A 21750-nucleotide genomic window follows, 5' to 3' on the forward strand; every position below is an offset into this window, starting at 1 on the left:
GCGAATCAACCCAAAACCTTGCCCAACCGGAATCGCCGCGAGAGACTTTTCGGATCAAAACGGTTGTATGACACGTTTGTTGACCAAACGGATTGAAGTGAATGCGGTGAGTTTGCCGATTGACACGATTATGCACTCGTCCTGCATGGACTATGGCTGCTGATGCGCCGGCCCGATGGACCGGGAAACGTTGACTGGGAAACGGACGTGAAACTACGGAATTGCTGCAAACCGCTACTCTTTGCCATCGGTTCGATGGTTGTGGTAGCGACTGCGCATCCGAGCACGGCCCAGACGCCACAGCAGCCAGAGATTCAACGCACAGGCACACCCCAGCCGATTTCGATCGCGACGTTGCAAAAGGTTTGGGAGACATCGTCGACGCCGATCATGGTCCCGCCATCATCCCTGTCGCGTTCGATGTCATCATTCGATGACATTCCTCCACCGATCAGCCACGGACCTTTCGACGGCCAACTTCATTCGTATCGCGCCCGTGCCTATGGGATTCCCGACTCGCCTGAACCGATCGATGCTCAAGTCATCGAACAAAATCCGTATTCGGTCGTCTCGCTGGAAAACTGGTGGGATCCCTTACTGGCGGGTCCGCTTGGGATCGCACCGCAGACCATGCAAGTTGACGTTGGCGGGCTAGCGCAGACCGCCATCGCGTCGTCGCCATACATTCGCGGGATTTTGACGCAGCCGCACATCCGTCAAAACGATTTGGTCATTGCCGATGCCAACTTTGACACGCTCGCATTCGTTGAGGGCAAGTTCGCTGACACCAGCGACCCGATTGGAAGCTTGCTTACGACCGGTAACGCATTTGGTCGTTACCGAGACCAAACCTTCTCTTCGTCGATGGGGCTACGAAAGAAGGGGCACGCGGGGACTCAATTCGAGTTGATCCAGCGAGGCGGATTTCAAGACAACAACTCGACCTTTTTGGTCCCTAATCCACAGGGGACGACGAGGCTGGAAGTGAACGTCACTCAGCCGTTGATGAAAGATCGCGGTCGAGCAGTCAATGATATTCGTGTGCTGCTGGCTCGGATTGATGTTCAAATCGCCACGAGCGAAGTTCGCAGCAGTCTGGAAAGTCATCTGGTTGACGTCTCGGCAGCCTACTGGAATCTGTACCAATCGCGTGCCCAGTGGTTGCAGCGAAGCCGGTTGCTAGCCAATGCGTCCGAGCTCTCCGAGATTCTTCGTGCTCGAGGCGAAGTCGATGCATTCAAACGACAGATTCTTCGCGCCGATGCGGCCGTTGCTAGCCGTCGTGCGGACTTGGTCCGTAGCGAAACGGAAATTCGCAACGCGCAGGCACAGTTACGATTGCTGACCGGTGATCCGCAGTTGCTGCAAACCAACCGCTGGGAACTGTTGCCGTCGGAACGTCCATTGGTCGAAGCCGTCACGTTGTCGACCCGACAAGCGACCATCACGGCGCTTGATAATCGCACGGACATTGCCGAGTCAATTCGCAAAGTTCAAGCGACCTCGGCAGGGGTTGGCGTGGCCAAGAACCAAGTCTTGCCGCGTTTGGATTTGATTCTTAGCACTTATGTCGCGGGACTGGATACGAATTCAAACACCTTTGGTGCATTTGAGAATCAGTTTTCAACCGGCAGGCCAAGTTTTGCTGCAGGGTTGCTGTTTGAACGTCCCGTTGGCAATCGCGCGGCCGAAGCACGACTGAACCGGAATCGATGGGAACTGACTCGATCGATTTTTGAATTTCAACAGGCCGCCGAAACAGCGTTTACCGAAGTCGAAGTGGCGGTTCGCGAAACGCATACGGCGTTCAATGAAATGATCGCCAAAAAGCAGGCCATCGACGCAGCCAATCGCGAGGTTGACTATCTGAAGCAGCGTTGGCAGTGGCTGCCCGATCCGAACGAGTCGGCGGTTCTGCTGATCGAAGATTTGCTTGACGCGCAAGAACGTCTGACGGACGAAGAAGAATCGTTCGTTAGAGCACAGGTCGCCTATGCGCTTTCGTGGGTCCAACTGCGACGGTCGATGGGCGTGCTGCTGCGTTTTGACGGCGCAGGTATAAACGGAGTTCCCGACGAAGCGATCCAGGACGGCATGATTGCCGAGGAATTGCTTTGCGACCCCGTGGATTCAAGCGAATTGGAATCAGGCGAAATTGTCTCGGACGAGGTGATTTCGCAATGAGAGGTGCATGGGCGGGATTGTTTGGACAATCGTCGGAACAAACTGCAAAAGCAAAGCAAAAAGCGACGTTGCTGAGTGATCGGAATCGTATCGATGCGATGGTCACCCAGACGCGGCTGGTTGCCGATTCGCTTCGCGGTGTGTCATCGTCACGGCTTCGTGAACATGGTGAACGCTTGGGAAAGATGGGCCGCGGAATCAAATTGTTCAGTGGCACCCATGATCGCGACCAGCAACTTCAATACGAAAAGTTAATGGTTTTGGGGATCGCTGGGATGACCGAAGCGATTCGGCGAAATCTGTCGCTGGAACTTTTTGATACCCAAATTTTTGCAAGCCTGGTCGTTGGGCAAGGCGCGATAGCAGAAATGCAAACCGGTGAAGGCAAGACGTTGGCAGTCGCCGCGGCCGTGTATTTCAAGTCGTTGCACGGACGGGGCGTCCACGTCGCGACTCCGAACGACTACTTGGCCCGACGTGATCAAGCGAGATTGCAGTCGTCGTTTGCGTCGCTTGGTGCATTTACCGCAGTGGTTGATGACAAAGTTTCGCCCCAGCAGCGCCGTGATGCGTATTCAGCCGACGTGACGTATGCCGCTGGTCACACGTTCGGCTTTGACTATCTGCGCGACCAAGTTTTGATGGGCGATCCTAACTTGTCTGGCCTAGGACGGCTGACGCTGGCTCGATTAGCTGGCGACAGTCCAACAAAGTTGATGTTTCAGCGTGGTCTGTGTGTGGCGATTGTCGACGAAATTGATCACGTTCTGATTGACGATGCTGTGTCACCGCTGTTGCTGAGTGCTGCTGGGTCGGGAAGTGCCGTTGACGAAGAAGTCCACCGCGAAGCATTCGAGTGGGCCGGTCGACTGGTCCGTGGCGTTTCGTTTGTGATCACGTCAAGCGGTAACGTTGAATTGACCGAGGAAGGACTTCACGATGTCTACCATCACTGCGAAATGGTGATGCACGATAGTCTGTTGCGTCCGTGGCACGAGTACGTCGTTTTGGCGCTGCGGGCAAAGTATTGCTACCAGCGAGATGTCGACTATATCGTTTGTGAAGACGAAGTTCGAATTGCGGATGCGTCGACAGGACGAATCCACGCGGACCGATCTTGGTCGGGTGGCCTGCATCAAGCCATTCAGGTTCGTGAAGGCTTGCCAGTGCAGCCAGAGACTCGGCCGATTGCTCGAATTACTCGGCAAACGTTCTATCGCAACTATTCGTTTGTCGGGGGGATGACGGGGACCGTTGATGGTTGCGAGCGAGAGTTTGCCGACGTGTATGGTTTGCCGGTGGTAAGTCTGTCGCCGCGAGTACCGTCACGCCGTCAATTGTTTCCGGCCTGTGTCGCGAGCTCTCGTCGCGAAAAAGTGACAGCGATTGTCGACGAGACGGAAACGCTGGTTCGATCAGGGCGTGCTGTTCTCATCGGTACGCTCAGCATCGCAGCTAGCCATGAATTGGCAGAAGCGATTGAAGCACGAGGATTGAAATGCCAGTTGCTAAACGGCGTGCAAGATGAAGACGAGGCCGCCATCGTTGCTCGTGCTGGAAAAAGTGGTGCAATCACGGTTGCCACCAATCTTGCTGGCCGCGGCACTGACATCGTTGTGGAGGATTCCGTGCTCGCGAAGGGTGGTTTGCATGTTATCGCCTGCGATCACCACTTGCTCGCGCGTGTCGATCGACAACTGGTTGGACGTTCGGCGCGGTGCGGTGATCCGGGCAGTGCAAGATTCTTTGTTGCAAGTGACGACTGCCTAGTCGCCGATCATGCGCCATGGGTGTCACGAGCGATTAAACGTTGGGATCGGGATGGCCGCGCGGGTGACCTAGCAATTGAAGAATCAATCGCGCGAGTCCAACAGAAACAACAGCGACAACAGTCTGCTTCGCGGATGCAGTTGATGCAGTCCGATCAACACGATGAACGTTTGCTCGAACGATCGAGCGGAACGCCTCGCGGTTGCATCCAACTGGGACTCTAAGGAACGTAAACATGATGTTTTCAATCTCAATCCGTCGCACTTTGTTCACGCATCAAGGTTTGCTGTGCGTGGCCGCATGGTGTAGCGTGCTGGTTTGTTGGACGACGGCAATCGCGGTCGAGATCGAGGCGTTTTCGGAACCCTATCTTGTCGTCGATGTGTCCTCGCCGGAAGTTGGCGTGATCAACCAAACGCTGGTGCGTGAAGGCGATGAAGTGTCGCAAATGCAGTGGCTCTCGCAGCTTGATGATCGGGTGCTGCAAAAGTCGTTGGAATTGGCTCGGACGGCGAAGGATGCGACTGGTTCGCGGATGGCCGCCGAATCGGAAGTAAAAGTTCGCCAGAACCAGTTGGAAGGCTATCGGAAGCTAAGCAAGCAGGGGAACGCGTCGGATCGCGAGCTTCAACGTTCCGAAGCCGACTTTCACCAAGCCACGGCGCGATTGCAAAGTGTGGAAGAAGAACTCGAGGTGCGCCGATTGGAATACGAACGCGTCCGAGCACAAATCAGGCAGCGTCGGATTGAATCGCCGATTGATGGTGTTGTCGTTGCGATTCGAAAAGAGGTTGGCGAATTTGTGTCGCCCAATGATCCTGTCATCATGCGAGTGGTTCAGCTGAAATCGTTGAAGGCGGTTTTCTCGGTTCCCTTTCCAGTCGCGAAGGATCTAAAAGCTGGTCAGCAAGTGGTGTTGCGATATGGTGCAAACGACGAGCAGTGCGACGCCACAATCGAATTCGTTTCGCCCATCGCCGACCCCGAGAGTGCGTCGGTTTCCGTCAAAGTTCGGATTGCTAATGACGAGCGATTGATCCCTAGTGGTGTGGTTTGTCGCTGGGATTTGAACGTCGCGGATGTGCCCATGCGTTCCGCAAACGCGGAATCGGAAAGTCCGCGTCACTAGCGTGGGTCTGCAGCATGGTTGAATCCAAAGCCTCCCTGACGAAGAATTCCCAGGCGACTGGTGGTCGGGATAGCGATCCGCGTGAACCGATGGAATCGGCTCGCGTGCAAATGCGTGTCTTGGCTGCTGCGATCGAGATCCAATGCGAGCTCGATCGCCATCTTGACCCGACCGAGGCTGCTGATGTCGTGACTCGCTTGATCGCTCGGCACTTGGGCATCGATCAAGTTTGGTTGTTGTGGCGTCCGGCCGCTAAAGCATCCGTGTTCCGAGCGAGTCATCATCAGTCTGTCGCAGCAAGCGACGCGGCAGAAGTCAAATTGATGTTGGAATCCGTTGCCGAAGAAGTCGGCGTCCGCGGCGGTACAGCCAAGTGGCCGTCGTCGGATCTTGGCCAGCGTCATGCGACCTTGACTCTGAAGCAGTTAGCAAAACGGATTTCATCAGCCGGAGTGACGGCGGTCTCGTTACAGGACACCGACGGCATCGCAAGAGGCGCTCTGATCGTCGCCACAGCCACCGATGAAACCGTCGACCAGTTCTTGGACACCGTGGGGCCACTGATTTTTGGCAAATTGTCGGCGATCGAGCGAATTGCACCGACACGGGTTCAGCAATGGATTGGATCTCTATCCAGTTCGGCGAATCGATCTCGCCGCCGGACGGGATGGGCCGTCGCAATCATCGCTTGCATCGTTTTGTTGTTGCCGTTTTCGTATCGCGTCTCGGTCGAATTGGAACTGCAACCTGTCCAACGTCGCTTCGTTGCAGTTGGGTTTGACGGGGTACTGAAGACATCCAATGTTCGTCCTGGCGACCAAGTGGATTCGGGAGAGTTGCTGGCAACGATCGATTCTCGTGAGATTGATTTCCAATTAGCGGGCGTGCAAGCAGAGTTGCATCAAGCCAATCAAGAACGCATGGGCTTGATGGTCGAGCACGATTTTGCGGGCAGCAAGATTGCGGCTCTCGAAGTCGATCGTTTGCAGTTGCAAAAAGACTTGCTTGAATTTCGCCGTGGTAATTTGGAAATTCGTAGCCCAATCGATGGCGTGGTCGTTAGCGGCGACTGGAAAGAGTCCGAGGGCATCCCGATGAAACGCGGCGAGACGTTGTTCGAGATCGCTCCGCTTGGCAAGATGCGCGTCGAGCTGGCGGTGCCTGAAATCGACTATTCGATGGTGCGAGTCGACATGCCCGTCGATTTTTATGTGCACGCTTTGCCGGGTAAGTCGTTCGCTGGAAAGATTGACTCGGTACATCCGCGATCGGAGCTGCGTGATCAGCAAAACGTGTTTGTTGGCGAGGTGGTAGTCGAGGATCCCGACCATTTGCTACGGCCCGGTATGAAGGGGCGAGCCACGATCACTAGCACTCGCCACACGCTTGCTTGGAACCTGTTCCACAAAGCGTATTATTTGATGCGAAATGCGATGAGGCTTTAAACCTTGTCCAAGCAAAAAACTCACACCCTTGATTTGGCTCAGCAAACGATTCGCGTTGCGGACGACGTTCGGTTTTGGCCTGTACGTGAGCGAGGTGAGTGCGTTTATCGGGTCGAAATTCCTTCGCTGAGGCGGTTCTTTCGCATCGGATACGAAGAATACGTATTTGTTTCGCTGTTGGATGGAGAAACTTCGATCGCCCAAGCGTGTGGATTGGCGGCTTCAAGGCTGGGCAAGCGGGCGCTGTCGATTCAGCAGTCTACGGCGATCGTGCGCTGGTTGCTTGAAAACGAATTGGCAAGTCTAGCCGCATCTCCATCACCGATTCGACAACCGGGTGCGAGACCGGTCGATGCGCCGGCGGGATCAGCGGCGAGATCGGGGGTGTCGACTTGGATCAAAAGACTCAATCCGTTTTGGATCAAATTTCCTTTGCCGGGTTTTCATGATCGGTTGGAGTCTGTGATGCCGCTGGCCAGTCCACTGGCATCACGCGGTTTTGTGGGAGGGGCTGTCGGAGTGATCTGTTCGGCCGCGTTGACGTTAGCGTTTTGCTGGGATGAGTTTTGGGCGTCATCATCCGAAGTCTTTTATCCGTCGAGTTGGTGTTGGTGGTTGGGCGTCTGGATTGGATTGAAGCTGGTCCATGAATTGGCACACGCGGTCGCGTGCCACCGGCAAGGCGGCGAAGTGGGTGAAGCGGGTCTGGTGTTTATTCTGTTTGCGCCCATCGCCTACGTGGACGTGACGAGTTGCTGGCGAATGCCATCGCGTCGAGCAAGGATTTATGTTTCGGCGGCTGGGATGTTTGCTGAGTGGGTGATTGCATCACTGGCAATGATCGCTTGGTCGCTATCGCCGGATTCGGTTCAATGGCGATTCTTGATGTCCAACGTCATCATCACAGCCGGTCTATCGACGATCATCTTCAACGCCAATGTTCTGATGCGGTTCGACGGCTATTTCATTCTCGCCGATTTGATCGAGGTGCCGAATTTGGCAGCCGAAGGGAACGCTTCGCTCGGCAGGATGATACGGCGTTGGTTGGTGGGCGAGGATGTTGCGGACAGCAACTTGATGGGATGGCGAAGGCACTTTGTTGTGGGCTATGGCACCGCAGCGATGGTTTGGCGTGTGATGGTTTGCGTGTCACTGGCGATTGCTGCATCGACGATGTTTGCGGGAGCTGGCGTTGTGATCGCAATGTTGGGAATCTTGATGTGGGTTCTGCAACCGGCAAAACAATTGGCGGCCTATTCATCGCGTTTGAAAACGACCCAGCCCGGATTGTGGGTTCGCGGGTGCGTGTTGGGATGGACCGCTGTGGCGGCCATCGCGGCGATGTTATTGGTGGTTCCGATTCCGACGGCTACCTACGCGCCCGCGATCGTTCAGTATCAACCTGAAACAATGGTGCGTGCCGGTTGCGAGGGTTTTGTCCTGCGAATTCATGTCGCAGACGGCGACGTCGTTACCAAGGGGGACGTGTTGATGGAATTGGAAAACCGGTCGGTGGCGAACCGGTTAGAAGAGCTGGAACTGGCTCACCAGCAAACGGAGATCCGATTGCGACAAGCCATCGAAGAAAGGAACGCGGGCGAGCGAATGATCTTGCGAGAAAAGCAGGCTTCGCTAGCGTTGCAGATCGTGGTGGTACGAGATCAAGTCGACAGTTTGCGTGTGGTAGCTGATCGCGATGGCCGAGTCATCGGACGCCATCTCGACGAATTGGTTGGGACCTACGTCGGCGAGGGAGACGCGATTATGGTGGTGGCAACCGATCGAGATAAAGAGGTTTTGGCGATGGTGTCGCAAGAGGGTGTGGAAGCCACCGACGCAATTGGCGATCGCCCAGTGATCCTATGGACTGCGGACGGTCGACCAATGAACGTTCGGCTGGATCGAATTGAACCTCGCGCGACCGACCGGTTGATTGATCCTTCTTTGGCCGCGATCAATGGTGGCCCGATGGCGGTCAAACAGAGTCATCAGACAGACGCGAACGACTCGGTCCGTTTGTTAGAACCACACTTTCGAGCACGCTTTCGTTTGCCCGATCAGGGGCCGATTGATGTTCCGGCCGGGATGCATGGGGAGGCGATGTTGGGTTATCGCAACGATCCCATTGCTCAGCGCATCCGCGTTTCGGTTGCCAAGCTTTGGAACCAGGCTGATGACGATACATCACGTTGAACTAAGGCTATTTAAAGTCGGATCGCCGCGAGGCCGGTTTGAGGGTTCGCCTTGTTTCCTCGTCTGATAAGATCCTGCACTCCCTAAGGGCTGATGCGAGCATCGATGACGACGGGGGGAAAGTACTCATGGTTTGTCGTTTCGATGATCGTTGGTACTCGCGTTTCTGCTTCGACTTCAATGTTTTGGATATTGCTGGGGAACTGATTCGTGGTTTCGTAAATGCCGTCGCCACCGATCATCATCAAGCCAGATGAACCGGCGTTGAGACGAGGTCTTGGGTGGTGATTCGGGCAGCGAGTGTCCCGACAATACGGTGATTGCGGACAGGCTTCGGCGTAGGGGATTTGGTCAAGTTGGCATTCCGTGACCTGAGCGGCTCGTTGTTCACGTGGCGTGCCAGTGAAGTAGGGCGTGACAATTTCCGGTTTCAAGAACACGATTAGCTCGCTTTCGCGAACCTCGGTATCGTGGCTGCGGAACAGTCCGCCGACATATTTTAGATCGCGAAGGAATGGGATTCCTCGATTGGATTCGACAATCGATTTTTGTCGCAGTCCACCGAGGACAAACATTTGTCCGTTGGCCACACGCACGAACGTCTGAGCAGTTCGGCTGTCGATCACAGGGCCGGTTGACGTGATCTCGGCAACGACGCTGTATTCCGGCGAAACTTCCATTTCGATTGTGCCGTCGCGGCTGATGCGAGGCTTGACTTTTAGGATCACACCGGCTTCTTCGAATTCTGTTTGGGTGAAGACCGCGTTGGAACCGCTAACCGGGTTTGCACCGACGATAGGAATCTTGCGAACGATTCGGATCGAAGCTTCGCGGCGGTCACCGACCGTGATCGAAGGGTCGGCCAGCAGTTTGGCTTCGGAGGTGGAATCGAGTGCTTCCAGAAAGACCGAGGATTCCATTGCGCCGGTGATCGTTCGGATTCCGACGCTGGCCGCGCCGGTCGTCGTCATACTGGATGATGCTTTTAAGAAATCCGAGACGTTCTCGGTCACGTTGACCAAGGCCTCGTTCTGTGCGTTGGCGATCCCACGCACCTCGCGTGACCAGTTGACGCCGATCTGTTCCAGTTCGCTGAGACTGACGTCATAGATCATCGCTGTGATGCGAACCTGTTGGCGAGCCACGTCGAGTTGAGTGACGATTTCGGAAGCGGTTTGAAGTTCCGCGGGCGTGCCTTTGACCATGATGCGGTTTTCTTGCGAGTAGACCGCAACAATCGCTGAATCACCAAGTGTCATTCGCAGCGGTTCAGCCAGTTCATCCGCTTCGGTGAATTGAGGGGTAAAGTAGGCGATTCCCGCGATCACTGGCTCGTTCGTAGAAAGCGGGGCAGGCAATTCGGAAGCCGTGTCAGCGAGTGTTGATGAAGATTCAACCGTCGCTGAGGCCGTTGACGACGTCGTTGGCGATAGGGAAGCAAACAGGTTGCGGACACGTTCGATACGTTCCGGCTTGTCGATGACCAGCACCATGTCGACGCCAATTTTCTTCATTTGGCCTCGTTCGCTTAGCAGCATCTCAGCAGCTTCAAGCGTGGAGTTATCGTCACGCAGACTTGAAGGCAGGGTGACGGTTTCTGAGATGAACGATGGATCATCCATGCCGACTTGATCGGCCGATAAAACGACGAGGCTACTTCCCGTTTTTCGATAGCTGTATCCCGATGAAGTTAACGCCGCAGCTAGCACTTCCGAAAGCGGCGCGTTAAAGAACGTACCGCTGACTTCACCGGAAACTTCTTCGCCGGCAACAATGTTGATCTTCCACAGATCGCTTAGCAGAAAGACAACTTCCGAAAGCGGTGTCTTGCGAAACGAGACGGTGCCTCGCATCTGGAGTGCTTCATCAACGGTACGCGGCTCTGCCGATTGACTTGCCTGCGCATCCGATGGCGACGATGTTGCATGTGAAGTACGTGCGGCGTCGGAATTTGGTAGCGGCGTGGAAACCCAAGGCTGGGGCGCATTGGTTGCCCTGCGGTCTTCGTCAACTTCAGCCGCCGCTGCCGTCAGCGCTGCGGTGAACGGAGACGCTTTCGCGGAAATCAGTTTCGCTCGCGGGCGGACAATTGAACCCTCGCCCGCCGGCCACGCATGGGCTAATTCGATCGGTCGCGCATCGATCGATGGGTCAAAGGCACGCGGCGTTTGGCCGACTGCGATCGACGACAGGCAGGTTGCGCTAAGCAAACCCATGCCAATGACGATGGATCGTCGAACGCGAATCGGATTGTTATTTGTTTCGTTGCCGTCCATGGCAAGTCTTCTTTCAATCGTCGGGCAAACGGGCAGTGAAGGACTTCGGAAATCAACGCGTGTGGGTTGAATCGCCAAGCAATGCAAGTTCTTCCTGGGTTAAATCGTCCTCGGAATCCGGGTTCGTTGCGGCCGGCCTTAAACCGTACACAATCAATCGGATTTCCAAGTTCATCGGTGACGCCTGTACTCCGCTAGGTGCGGTCAACAGCGTCTTTGTCGTCATCAGCCATCCATGGCTAGTGACGTCGCTTATGATTTGGCGAACAGCATCGAGCGATCCGTCCGCCTGTAGTTCTACTTCGTGAGTGTAAAAGACAAACGTAGAGTTCTCGCCGTAAATCGGCATGGATTCGTTTCTGGCGTCATCGCCTTCATGTGCCCAGGCTCGTGATTCGCCGGGCGAGATTTCAAGTCGGCGCAATCTCGCTTTTGACGACCGTACAATTTCGATTAATTGTTCACGTACCGTCTCGATGTTCGAATCGTCGATGCTCTGTTCGATGAAGATATCAATCTCGGAAGCAAGCTGTTTTTCGATTTGGTTCAGCGAATTTTGGCGTCGCTGGGTGTCGATCAAGGTTGTTTCAAGTTGCTGTAATTCGGCAGCATCCCGCTGTAGTTCGTAGTACTCGCTAATCCAAGGCAGCGCGAACGCGATGACAAACACAAAGCTGATCCCCGCCATCAGCGATTGAGCTGCGGTGCTGGAGTATCTTCCACTCGACCGATGAGATTTGCCTTTGGGTGATTTGGAATCGATCTTATTCATCGTCGATTCCTATTTGAGATGGACGCTCGGCTTGCTTGGTCGTCAGTCGAATGGCGAAGCGAGTCGATTGAGTGTCTTGTTCAGGTGTCGTTCCTTTTAGGGCAACCTGTGTCACCCCCGGCAATCGCCGCAATGTGTTGACGACTTCGTACACAATGGATTCTTCGATGACGGTACCGTCCATCAGAACTTGACCGCCTGATTCAATTCGAAACTCGTTCAGCTTGGCCATCTCGGGCAAGCTTTGCGTGACGTTGGTCAGCATCTCAGACCAGTCCGGCTCTGTTGTTTGTTTTTCGATCAACTTGAAGTGATCGAGCTGTTCACGTTTGCGCGCAAGTTGGCTGAACTTGATATTACTGGCGACGATCTGGGACTGCAGTTCAGTACGCCCTTGTTTCGTTCCGGCGTGTCGGCGCCGTTCTTTGGACACTAGGCCATAGGAAGTGATCATGCAGATGCTGGCAACGGCAACTGGCCACAGCATCTTGGCTGCTTGTTGAGGCCAAGATAAATCCGGTGCTCGGCGAACCTGAACTAACAGGTCAGGAACATCACTGGCTTGAACCCGCGTCAGCAGCGGGAACACTGTTGCGACGGCCGGTACACAACTAGACTGACGATCTTCGTCGCTAATCTCGAAGATGTTAGGGAGTTCTGGGACTCGCAGGGTTTTCGGTTGCAAGTCGAAATCATGACCGATTGCATCAACCGCAAGTTGTGGTCGTGTGCCATCGCCACAGATCAACATCTCTTTCAGTTCGCCAGATACACCTCGCAAGTGGCGGTGACAAAATCGCTTCAGTCGTGTGATGTGTCCATCGAGTGCATCACGCAAACCTTGTTCGCTGTTGGCGCTAGCCGGTCGATAGTCCAATAGCAAACGACCAGAGCTAGCGATGCCGACATCCCATTGCTTGCCCGTTCCGTCAGCAATCATGATCGGTTGATCGCCCCACAAAGTGGGCTCGCCAACCAACCGGGCGATACCTACCAAGGACGGCTCGACCCACATGACTTCGATATCCGCGTTTCGAAGTGAGTCATAAATCAATTGAATCAGCGATCGGTTTACGACGCCGGTAACCGCGTAGTCGGTGGTCGCGTCAATCTTTCGGCGAGCACTGCCGGTTACTTTTTCGCCCGGACCAAGTTGTAGATAGCGAGGAATCCGATCGGCTAACATCGTAAGTTCGTGATCAACCTCACTGGCCGTGCCGATCGTAACCCGAGTCACACAGAAGTCACCGTCCAGCGATACGGCGATGGGATGCCGCTGCATGCCGTGTCGGTCGACGAGCGTTTCGAACGCCTCAACTAACGCAAAGCGTCCATCCCAGTTCAGCCATCCATCCGGTTCAGGACAGGCAAGGCTATCGATCGTGATTTTATAGCGATCGTTACCGATAGGTGTCGCGATTGCAACTTGAAGCAAGTGGCTTTCGATGCGCAGACCAAAGCAACGCGAGGCCACCACATCACTTGGATGTGTGGTTCGGCTCCCTTTTTTGCGAATCGGATCGGCCATCGTCGAATCGGTCCCAACAGACTTAAAATGGCACACGCCCATGGACGTGGCACTACCCTTCAGGGATCAAGTCGGTTGGATCAGTTGTTCGGGTCGATGCAATCTGAACGCTCAGGCCTAGCTAGGGCCGAGCGCGGTCGGGCCATGCCACAAGTTCCGGTTATGCCGAATTTTGATAGCGCCAACAGTTTGATTCTTAAGCAGCACGCAAGAGAATCGCGGTTTTCGGTGTTGGCGAATCAGGCCGCTCGGTTAGATCGTTTCTGTGTTCGAGTTCGTGGAGCGAACGCCGCACGGTTTCGGCGATTTCGTCCATGTCGTCGTCCGCGCCAACGTCGATTGGTTCGCCAAAGTAAACGTCGACAATCGCAAAGGGCTTGGGAATCTGCATTCGGTCCCAAGTCCGGCTAAGGATCCAGCGACGTGTTGGGATCGCCAATACCGGCAAAACGGGCGTCCTTGTCTTTTGGGCCAAGAAACCCGCACCCTTCTGAACGGACCCACGTGGTCCACGCGGACCATCGACTGCGATCACTGCCGGCCAACCTGATTCGACGTGACGGACAAGGCAATGTAACGCGGTTGCGCCGCCTTTGCGTGATTTGCCGCTGCTGCCGCGGACGGGAGTCTTACCGCACAACCGAAGCGTGGGCACGATCATTTCAGCATCGGCGGACCGGGAAACCATCGCACCGGTTCCGGGATCGCCGAACATCCCTGCCGCCACTTGGTGGGCATGCAGTTGGGCAAACACATAAGTGCGGCCTGTTTGACTTCGAATTCGTCCACGGGGGTCGTTGTGGACTCGAACCCGGCACGTCAATCGAAGTCCGTAGACGGCAAATCCGACGAGCCAAGGGACAATCCGTTTCATCATGGGGCTTTCGAGGGTACAGAAATCAAATGCGTGGCCCCTGGATATACGAAGTTTCCCGGTCCCGGCAAACGTCAAAAACTCGATTGCAAAGATAAGATGATCGCTCACCTGGTGTGTTTCACGCGCGCATCTCGGCAGGCCCTGTTGCGCCGCAAGCCAGTGCTAGCTCATCATCGATCGGTATTGGCCCGGCGTCTGGCCGACTTCGCGTTTAAAAACGACGCTGAAGTACTCGGAATGTTTGAAACCGGTCAGCGAAGCGATTTGAGCAAGGGAAAGGTCGGTCTCGACTAATAACTGGCGAGCACGCTTCATTTGGACGTCACGGATTTCGGCTTGGGGCGAGCGTCCGATCGCTTTGCGAAAGCGTCGTTCTAGCGAGCTGCGGGCAATCAAAACTTCTTGCAAAATATCCGTCACGTTCAAGCCCAAGCAGGCTCGTTCGCGAATGATCTTGATTGCCATCACCACCTCAGCGTCCTCGATCGACAACACGTCGGTCGATTGACGAGCGGTGGTTCCAATGGGGGGAATCAGTCGATTCGCATTCTTTGGTTTTTCGCCCTTCATCAAACGATCAAGCAATGACGCCGCTTCGAAACCAATCTGCTCTGCCGGCGGAATGACGCTCGACAACGGCGGCTGACAGAAATCACAGATCACCTGATCGTTGTCGACGCCGATCACTGCTGCTTGATCCGGAACTTGTATTCCCGCAGTCCGGCAGGCTTCCAGGACATGCTGGCCGCGAAAATCATTGCATGCCATCACACCGATTGGTTTGGGCAGTCTCTTCAGCCAATCGACGATCTGGGCCTGCTGTTTCTCCCACCCAAATCGGCGCGCTTTGGACCAGTTCAGCAAATGCGTGTGAACTTCACATCCGTGTTCGTTAGCCGCGGTTGTAAATCCCAACTGGCGTTCGGAAGACCAATAGTGATCGCTGAAGCCGCAGAAAGCGAAGCTTGTCAGTCCGCGCTGGATCAAATGCTCAGCCGCCATTCGGCCGATTGCCTGGTGGTCGCACAGTATCGACGGAATTCCCTGTTCGCCGTAAATGTCCGTCAAATTCACCGTCGGAATCCCCCACCGTAAAACCAGGTCGGCCATTTCTGGTGTCGTGGATCGAGTGATGATGCCATCACCCTCCCACTGCTCTAGCCAAGTCGGTGGCGCGGTTAGGAACTCGTGAATGTTCAGTTGCACTGCCCACCCAGGGTTCTGCATCAGATAACGGCTAATTCCCTCTAGCACACCTCGGCCAAACGACATGGCCGTTTCAACAATCAGTAATACGTTTGGGCGGTCGTGCCCGGTTGGGACATCCAGAATGGATGCCGCGGGAAGATCCAACTGAGATTTTTCGTTCATCACAAACTTAACAGGGAAAACTGATCAGATGGTGGGAACGCGATTGCGAAGCCGAATGCTGCTTCAAATGAACCGAAACTGGTTCATCTGGGCATCTGCAACTGTCATTCCCCATGCACGCGTTCGGCGTTGAAGAACGCAGGTTGAAAAGGATCTCAGTCGCGTGTCGCGGTGGAAACCATTAAAACGCCATTTTTTCCGAAATGCAATTCAAATATTGAGATTGTTTGCCAGGTGCGAATTCTTCCGATGATGGCAACGGACGTCTACGCGGTATGCCATCCGTAATGCCGGATCAGACATTTGGAAGACGCGGTCACACGAAAAGTTGCTCATCGAATTGCTGTTAAACGCTTGGGCGTTTGTTCTTCAATGGCTAGGATAACGGGACAGGACTCGCCGCAGTTTAGGACTCGTTCAGGACTAATGATTCGTGAGATCCTGTTGGTGTCTGCATTCCTGCCCACCACCCACCTCCTCCGCCATCCCTGGTTTGATCCCGATGACGACAAGTTTTCGTCGAACCGCGACTTCGTTCGTTTTTCTGATACCGTTCGCGCTGTTCCTTTCGGTCGGCGGTTCGGCAGTCGATGCGCAAGATTCGAAATCGATCGACTTCGCACGCCAAGTGCAGCCGATTTTGGCTAAGCGATGTTATGCCTGTCACGGTCCCGACAAGGCCGAAGGCGGTTTGAAGTTCGTCGACCAAGAGTCAGCCTACGCCGAAACTGAGTCTGGTGATTTTGCGATCGTGCCCGGCGACGTCGAGGCGAGTGCCCTGATCGCTCGAATTACGTCCGACGACGAATACGAAAAGATGCCGCCCGAAGGCGATCCGGTGTCACTCGAAGAAATCGAGACGTTGAAGGTTTGGATCGCCGAAGGGGCGGATTGGAGTGACCACTGGGCGTTCGAGCCCATGAAGGATCCGACGCCACCTGTCGTGGCCGATTTGGATTGGAACGAAAATCCAATCGATGCGTTCATTTACGATTCGCTTGCCGATGTCGGGCTGAGCCCCAGTCCGCAAGCGACTCGCCAAGAATTGATCCGTCGTGCCTACTATGACTTGACTGGGTTGCCCCCCAGTTTTTCTCGGGTGCAAGCGTTTGTTGCAGATGAAGATCCACTGGCATTCGAGCGACTCGTCGATGAATTACTCGATTCGCCTCAGTATGGCGTTCGTTGGGGGCGGCACTGGTTGGACTTGGTTCGCTACGCCGAAACCAATTCTTTTGAACGTGACAACCCCAAGCAAAACGCGTGGAAGTACCGCGACTACGTCATTGACGCGTTCAACAAAGACAAACCGTACGACCAATTTGTCCGCGAACAACTTGCCGGTGACGAACTGGATAACGTCACCCAAGAATCGCTGACCGCAACGGGCTACTACAGGCTGGGGATCTGGGACGATGAACCGGCCGATCCACTGCAAGCTCGTTTCGACGAGATTGACGACATCATCACGACGACCGGACAAGCGTTTCTCGGTCTGACGATCAATTGCGCCCGTTGTCATGATCACAAAATCGATCCGATCCCGCAGGCTGATTACTACAGCATGGTAGCATTCTTGGCTGACGTGACGTCGTTTGCGACCCGCGGTGACGGGTCGACGAATAACCAGATCGATATTACTCCGCCTGCGATCGCTGCCGAACACCAACGAATCGACGACGAAGTCAAACGCATCGAATCTGAAATGCACGACATCGAGCAGGCTGGCATCGCAAAGATGAAAGGCCCGGATCAGCGTGCTACCGAAGGCAAGCCGCGTGCCCGCAAAAAAGTCCTCGATGCCAAGTTGCAGCAATTCTTGGACGCCGATCAGTGGACGGCTTATCAGCGTTTGGTGCATGAACTAGCTGATACCCGAATGCTTCGCAAAGCTTTGCCAAAACGTGAAACGGTAATGGGGCTGGCGCGCTGCGAAGCCAAACCCGAACAGACGTTTGTGCTGTTCCGTGGTAATCCACATTCGCCATCCGATCCGGTCGAGCCAGACTTTCCCACCATCTTTGGCAGCGAAACGCCTACGTTCCCTGAACTCGACGAGGCAGCCAAAACAGCCGGTCGCCGCCGCGTGTTGGCCGAGTGGATGACGGACCCGGACAATCGGTTGTCGGCACGTGTGATGGCAAATCGATTGTGGCAGTTTCACTTTGGTCGTGGGATTGTTCGCAGCAGCAATAACTTTGGACAACTCGGCACCCCGCCGACACACCCGGTGCTGTTGGATTGGTTGGCTCGGCGATTGATCGATGGAGATTGGAAATTGAAATCGATGCACCGCCTGATCATGTCCAGTCGCGCCTATCAAATGTCATCGGCCAGCCATGAAAAGGGCGAGTCGGTTGATCCGGACAACAATCGTTTCTGGCGATTTGATCCGCGCCGATTGGCTGCCGAAGAAGTTCGTGATTCGATTCTTGCGGCGAATGGTTCACTGAACCTTAGTATCGGCGGCCCCAGTTTCTATCCGCAGTTGTCCGCCGAAGTGTTGGCCGGTCAATCAAGGCCTGGCGAAGGTTGGGGCGACTCGCCTGATGATCAACGCAATCGGCGCAGTGCTTACATTCATGTCAAGCGATCGCTACTGACGCCATTGCTGACGGCGTTCGATTTTCCCGATCCCGACCTGACGTGCGAAGAACGTTTCACCACGCTGCAACCGGGACAGGCTCTGTCGTTACTTAATAGCGACTTCATTCACCAGCAAGGGGCTCGGTTGGCCGAATCGATCGGCGCGAGTGACTTGACTGACGCATCGGACAATCCCGAAATTGTCCGGCGAACAATCAGCGCAGTGTTGCAGCGTCAGGCGACCGAGGACGAGGAACAGTCGGGCGACGAATTGATCGTTGCCCTGCAAAATGAATACGGTTTATCGCGAACGCGAGCCGTCCAGTTGTATTGCTTGTCGGTGATGAATTGGAACGAGTTCCTATTCGTCGATTGATCAAGTCTCGCGACTTTTCATTGTTTGAATTCCAACTGCAGCTTTAACTTCTAAAAGATCCATGACTGAAAATCGAAAACGAACCGGATTCTGTGGGCGCACTCGTCGAGAATTCATTTGGCAATCCGGAGCTGGATTTGGTGCTGCGGCGATGTCTTCGATGCTGTCTCGTGACGGGTTCTTTGCCAGTTCCGCGGGTGCAAGCGAAACAAAATTCCAAAATCCGCTTGCCGCCAAACCGCCTCACTTTGCTCCCAAGGCGAAGTCGGTGATTTTTCTATTCATGTATGGCGGCCCCAGCCACATCGACACGTTCGATTTCAAACCAAAGATGATCGGCATGGACGGCAAGACGGTCGACGTCAAGACGTTTGGTCGCGGAGGTCACAAAGCGGGGGGACGGATTGTGGAACCGCGTTGGAAATTCAAACAGCATGGTCAATGCGGCAAATGGGTCAGTTCGCTGTTCCCGAACGTTGCCAAACATGTCGACGACATCGCTTTCTTGCACTCGATGACGGCCGATTCGCCAATTCACGGCTCGGCAATGCTGATGATGAACAGCGGCAAGATTCTGTCGGGCAACCCAGCAATGGGATCGTGGGTCAACTATGGACTTGGGACCGTCAACGAAAACTTGCCCGGTTTTGTGGTCATGTTGGACCCGACCGGTGGCCCCATCAGTGGCGCAAAAAACTGGTCCAGCGGCTACATGCCCGCAACTTATGCAGGAACGGTCTTCCGTAGCAAAGGTGCGCCGATCCTGGACCTCGCACCGCCCGCTGATTTTCCCGAAGGCTTACAACGCAAGCTGATCGATTCGATCCAGGATGCGAATAACCGTCATTTGGTTGGTCGGTCCGGAAACGATGACTTGGCTTCGCGGATCGCCAGCTTTGAACTGGCATACAATATGCAGTCGACTGCGCCGGAGGCCGTCGACTTAGCGGGCGAGGACGCTCAGACACTTGCCATGTACGGCATCGACAAAGAAGGCACACGCGATTTTGGGACTCGCTGCTTGATGGCGCGTCGCTTGGTTCAACGCGGTGTCCGTTTCGTACAACTGTACAGCGGTGGCGCCCACAACGATGACAACTGGGATGCCCACGGTGACTTGGAAGTCAACCATAACAAACACGCCGGCCACACCGATCAACCGATCGCTGCGCTACTTGCCGACTTAAAGCGAACCGGCATGCTCGACGAAACGCTGGTGGTTTGGGGAGGCGAATTTGGACGCCAACCGACTGCCGAGTATGCCAACGGCAGCGGCCGAGACCACAACGCTTACGGTTTCACGATGTGGATGGCAGGCGGCGGAATAAAGGGCGGTGTCAGCCACGGAACGACCGACGAACTAGGTGCTGCTGCGGTCGAAAATCCGCTGCATGTCAAGAACTTGCACGCCACAATCCTGCACCAACTCGGACTCGATCCCAACCACCTGTCGTACTTCTACAGTGGGCTGGAACAGAAACTCGTCGGCGTCGAACCGATCGAACCAATCCACGAAATCATCGCTTAACGAGTTGAGAGCCTATTGGTCCTCCGCCGTCTCCGTGCAAACGTTGGTGACGGCAGATTCGTCTTCGGAGTTCGTTTCATGCAGCGGTTCCCCCTATTGATTGCGGGTTTCGTGTTGATGGTCACGCCAGCGGTGAACGTGTTCGGCGCGGATCCCGTATTTGACGAGTTACGGGTTGAGCTGAGAAAGAAGTGGCCCAAGAACCGAACGGTTCGGCTGGTCTTTCATGGTCATTCGGTGCCCGCGGGATACTTTCGTGACGGCAATGTTCGCACGTTTGATGCTTACCCTAGCCTGCTGCACCGGCAACTCTGCCAGCATTTTCCGACCGCGGTGATCGACGTTTGCGTGACCGCCATCGGCGGCGAGAATTCGCTTCGCGGTGCCAAGCGATTCAAGGCCGACGTGCTGTCGATGCGCCCGGATTTGGTTTTCATCGACTATTCGCTAAACGATCGATTTGCGGGCCTGGACGACTCCGAGCAGGCTTGGCGGTCGATGATCGGCGAGGCCCAGGATGCCGGCGTTCAAGTCGTGTTGCTGACGCCGACACCCGATTCCAACGAAGACATCTCGGACCAAGCAACGTTGTTGGCTCAGCATGCCGATCAGGTCCGGCGAATCGCTCAGGATATGAACGTCCCCCTGGTCGATTCTTATGACGCGTTTCGAAAGCGTGTTGAGAGCGGAACGGACATTGATTCGTTGCTTTCTCAGCCAAATCACCCCAATCGTGATGGGCATGAAGTGGTTGCCGAGCTGCTTGTCCAGCTATTGGTTCCGGCTGAAGAGTAAATAGACGTCTTGGCAGAGACTTCAACGCTCGCAGTTGACACATTTATGAAAGCGAATCACGCGCAAGTGAAAGGGCGAGTTTTGTCGGGGAAGACGAAGACGTCGTAGGTTCCCTTCACCACGCGATCCTTAAATTGCAGCCACGTCGTCGACGACGTGGCCGCTGCTCAAGTCGATCATTTGCAATCCAGACCCCGGTTCCACGTGGCGTCGAGCCAATGGCCAGTCCGTTTGGGCCATCGCCATCGTCTCGAAATTTCAGAATTGCAATCGCATCTTTGCGGTGTTACTAGGCAACTCGCTTGCGGCGACCACGAAAAGTACTGGCCACCAAACCAATCGCAAGTACACCCAACGAAGATGGCTCGGGCACTGCTGTGGCTTGAATTCCAAGCGAGGGGTTTCCGACAGTCGCGAGCCCGTTGCTGGCGTTCACGGTGCCTTGGGAAGTGTTGAACTGAAAGAAGTTTGCATCGAAGCCTGTGTTGAGAAATTGACCGACTTCGGTCTGTCCCGCAGGGGCATTGGATACCGAAAAGGTAATCTCGCCAACCTTCAATCGCTGATTGGCAATCGCCGGCACATTTCCGGCTGCTCCTGAAAAACCGCGATTCGCGGCAAATGGAGCACTCAAGACATTCGCCGTTTCAGTTCCGAATCCAAAATTGGTTGCTTCGAAGCTCACGAAGCTCGCAACCGCCGGGTTCGTAAACAACGTCGGAACGTTGTACGACAAAATTACCGTATCTACGTTGGATGTGGCATAAATTCCAATCGCGACATCGCCTGTGAATTGCTCGGTGACGGGGAAAAATTCTCCCGAAACCACGATGGCCGCATTGCATGCACCGCTAGAACCAATTGCCAAAGCAACAGCAAGTCCTAGCAACATTCTCTTGATCATCTCTACCTACTTACCG

14 protein-coding genes are annotated in these 21750 nt (G+C 54.9%); 8 read left to right on the forward strand and 6 right to left on the reverse strand.

Annotated features, from left to right (window positions below; genetic code table 11):
* Window positions 1-207 precede the first annotated feature (207 nt).
* Genes Poly59_RS17960 through Poly59_RS17980 form a run of 5 tightly spaced genes read left to right on the forward strand, consistent with a single transcriptional unit; the run spans window position 208 to window position 8721 of the window.
* The gene (locus tag Poly59_RS17960; protein WP_246151750.1) at window positions 208-2184 is read left to right on the forward strand and encodes a TolC family protein; all 1977 of its coding nucleotides are present in this window, start codon (window positions 208-210) and stop codon (window positions 2182-2184) included.
* Window positions 2181-4178: a preprotein translocase subunit SecA gene (locus Poly59_RS17965; protein ID WP_146535507.1), complete on the forward strand. Its 1998-nt coding sequence runs from the start codon at window positions 2181-2183 to the stop codon at window positions 4176-4178. Before Poly59_RS17960 ends, Poly59_RS17965 begins: the two co-directional genes overlap by 4 nt.
* Before the next feature lie 11 nt (window positions 4179-4189).
* Window positions 4190-5083 carry an efflux RND transporter periplasmic adaptor subunit gene (locus tag Poly59_RS17970; protein WP_246151751.1) on the forward strand — a complete coding sequence of 298 codons (894 nt, stop codon included), beginning with the start codon at window positions 4190-4192 and terminating at the stop codon, window positions 5081-5083.
* 14 nt (window positions 5084-5097) lie between these two features.
* On the forward strand, window positions 5098-6528 hold the full coding sequence (locus Poly59_RS17975) for an efflux RND transporter periplasmic adaptor subunit (protein WP_146535508.1): 1431 nt from the start codon (window positions 5098-5100) through the stop codon (window positions 6526-6528).
* 3 nt (window positions 6529-6531) lie between these two features.
* Window positions 6532-8721, forward strand: a complete 2190-nt coding sequence (locus Poly59_RS17980; RefSeq protein WP_146535509.1) for a biotin/lipoyl-binding protein — start codon at window positions 6532-6534, stop codon at window positions 8719-8721.
* Between the two features lie 83 nt (window positions 8722-8804).
* Here Poly59_RS17980 and Poly59_RS17985 read toward each other — a convergent pair whose 3' ends face one another.
* The 5 genes from Poly59_RS17985 to Poly59_RS18005 all read right to left on the reverse strand — a co-directional run bounded on the left by Poly59_RS17985 (window position 8805) and on the right by Poly59_RS18005 (window position 15545).
* Entirely contained in the window at window positions 8805-10997 is a 2193-nt protein-coding gene (locus Poly59_RS17985; protein ID WP_146535510.1) for a type II secretion system protein GspD, read from the reverse strand.
* Window positions 10998-11049: 52 nt separating this feature from the next.
* Window positions 11050-11769 carry a hypothetical protein gene (locus Poly59_RS17990; RefSeq protein WP_146535511.1) on the reverse strand — a complete coding sequence of 240 codons (720 nt, stop codon included), beginning with the start codon at window positions 11767-11769 and terminating at the stop codon, window positions 11050-11052.
* Window positions 11762-13297 (reverse strand): GerMN domain-containing protein, encoded by a 1536-nt coding sequence (locus Poly59_RS17995; protein WP_186776361.1) that lies wholly within the window; start codon window positions 13295-13297, stop codon window positions 11762-11764. Before Poly59_RS17995 ends, Poly59_RS17990 begins: the two co-directional genes overlap by 8 nt.
* Window positions 13298-13493: 196 nt before the next feature.
* Window positions 13494-14174, reverse strand: a complete 681-nt coding sequence (locus tag Poly59_RS18000) for a lysophospholipid acyltransferase family protein (protein ID WP_146535513.1) — start codon at window positions 14172-14174, stop codon at window positions 13494-13496.
* A 162-nt stretch (window positions 14175-14336) separates the two neighbouring features.
* A complete protein-coding gene (locus Poly59_RS18005) occupies window positions 14337-15545 on the reverse strand; it encodes a XylR family transcriptional regulator (RefSeq protein ID WP_146535514.1) in 1209 nt (402 codons plus the stop codon).
* A 502-nt stretch (window positions 15546-16047) separates the two neighbouring features.
* Here Poly59_RS18005 and Poly59_RS18010 point away from each other — a divergent pair.
* From Poly59_RS18010 to Poly59_RS18020, 3 genes are all read left to right on the forward strand, one after another.
* Entirely contained in the window at window positions 16048-18507 is a 2460-nt protein-coding gene (locus Poly59_RS18010; RefSeq protein WP_146535515.1) for a PSD1 and planctomycete cytochrome C domain-containing protein, read from the forward strand.
* 61 nt (window positions 18508-18568) lie between these two features.
* A complete protein-coding gene (locus Poly59_RS18015; RefSeq protein ID WP_146535516.1) occupies window positions 18569-20035 on the forward strand; it encodes a DUF1501 domain-containing protein in 1467 nt (488 codons plus the stop codon).
* Between the two features lie 78 nt (window positions 20036-20113).
* Window positions 20114-20830, forward strand: coding sequence for an SGNH/GDSL hydrolase family protein (locus tag Poly59_RS18020; protein ID WP_146535517.1), 717 nt, complete (start codon window positions 20114-20116; stop codon window positions 20828-20830).
* A 289-nt stretch (window positions 20831-21119) separates the two neighbouring features.
* Here the strand turns inward: Poly59_RS18020 and Poly59_RS18025 are convergent, their stop codons facing one another.
* A complete protein-coding gene (locus Poly59_RS18025; RefSeq protein WP_146535518.1) occupies window positions 21120-21734 on the reverse strand; it encodes a PEP-CTERM sorting domain-containing protein in 615 nt (204 codons plus the stop codon).
* Window positions 21735-21750 lie beyond the last annotated feature (16 nt).

Origin of the sequence: Rubripirellula reticaptiva (genome assembly GCF_007860175.1) — a bacterium.
GTDB classification, from domain to species: Bacteria; Planctomycetota; Planctomycetia; order Pirellulales; family Pirellulaceae; genus Rubripirellula; species Rubripirellula reticaptiva.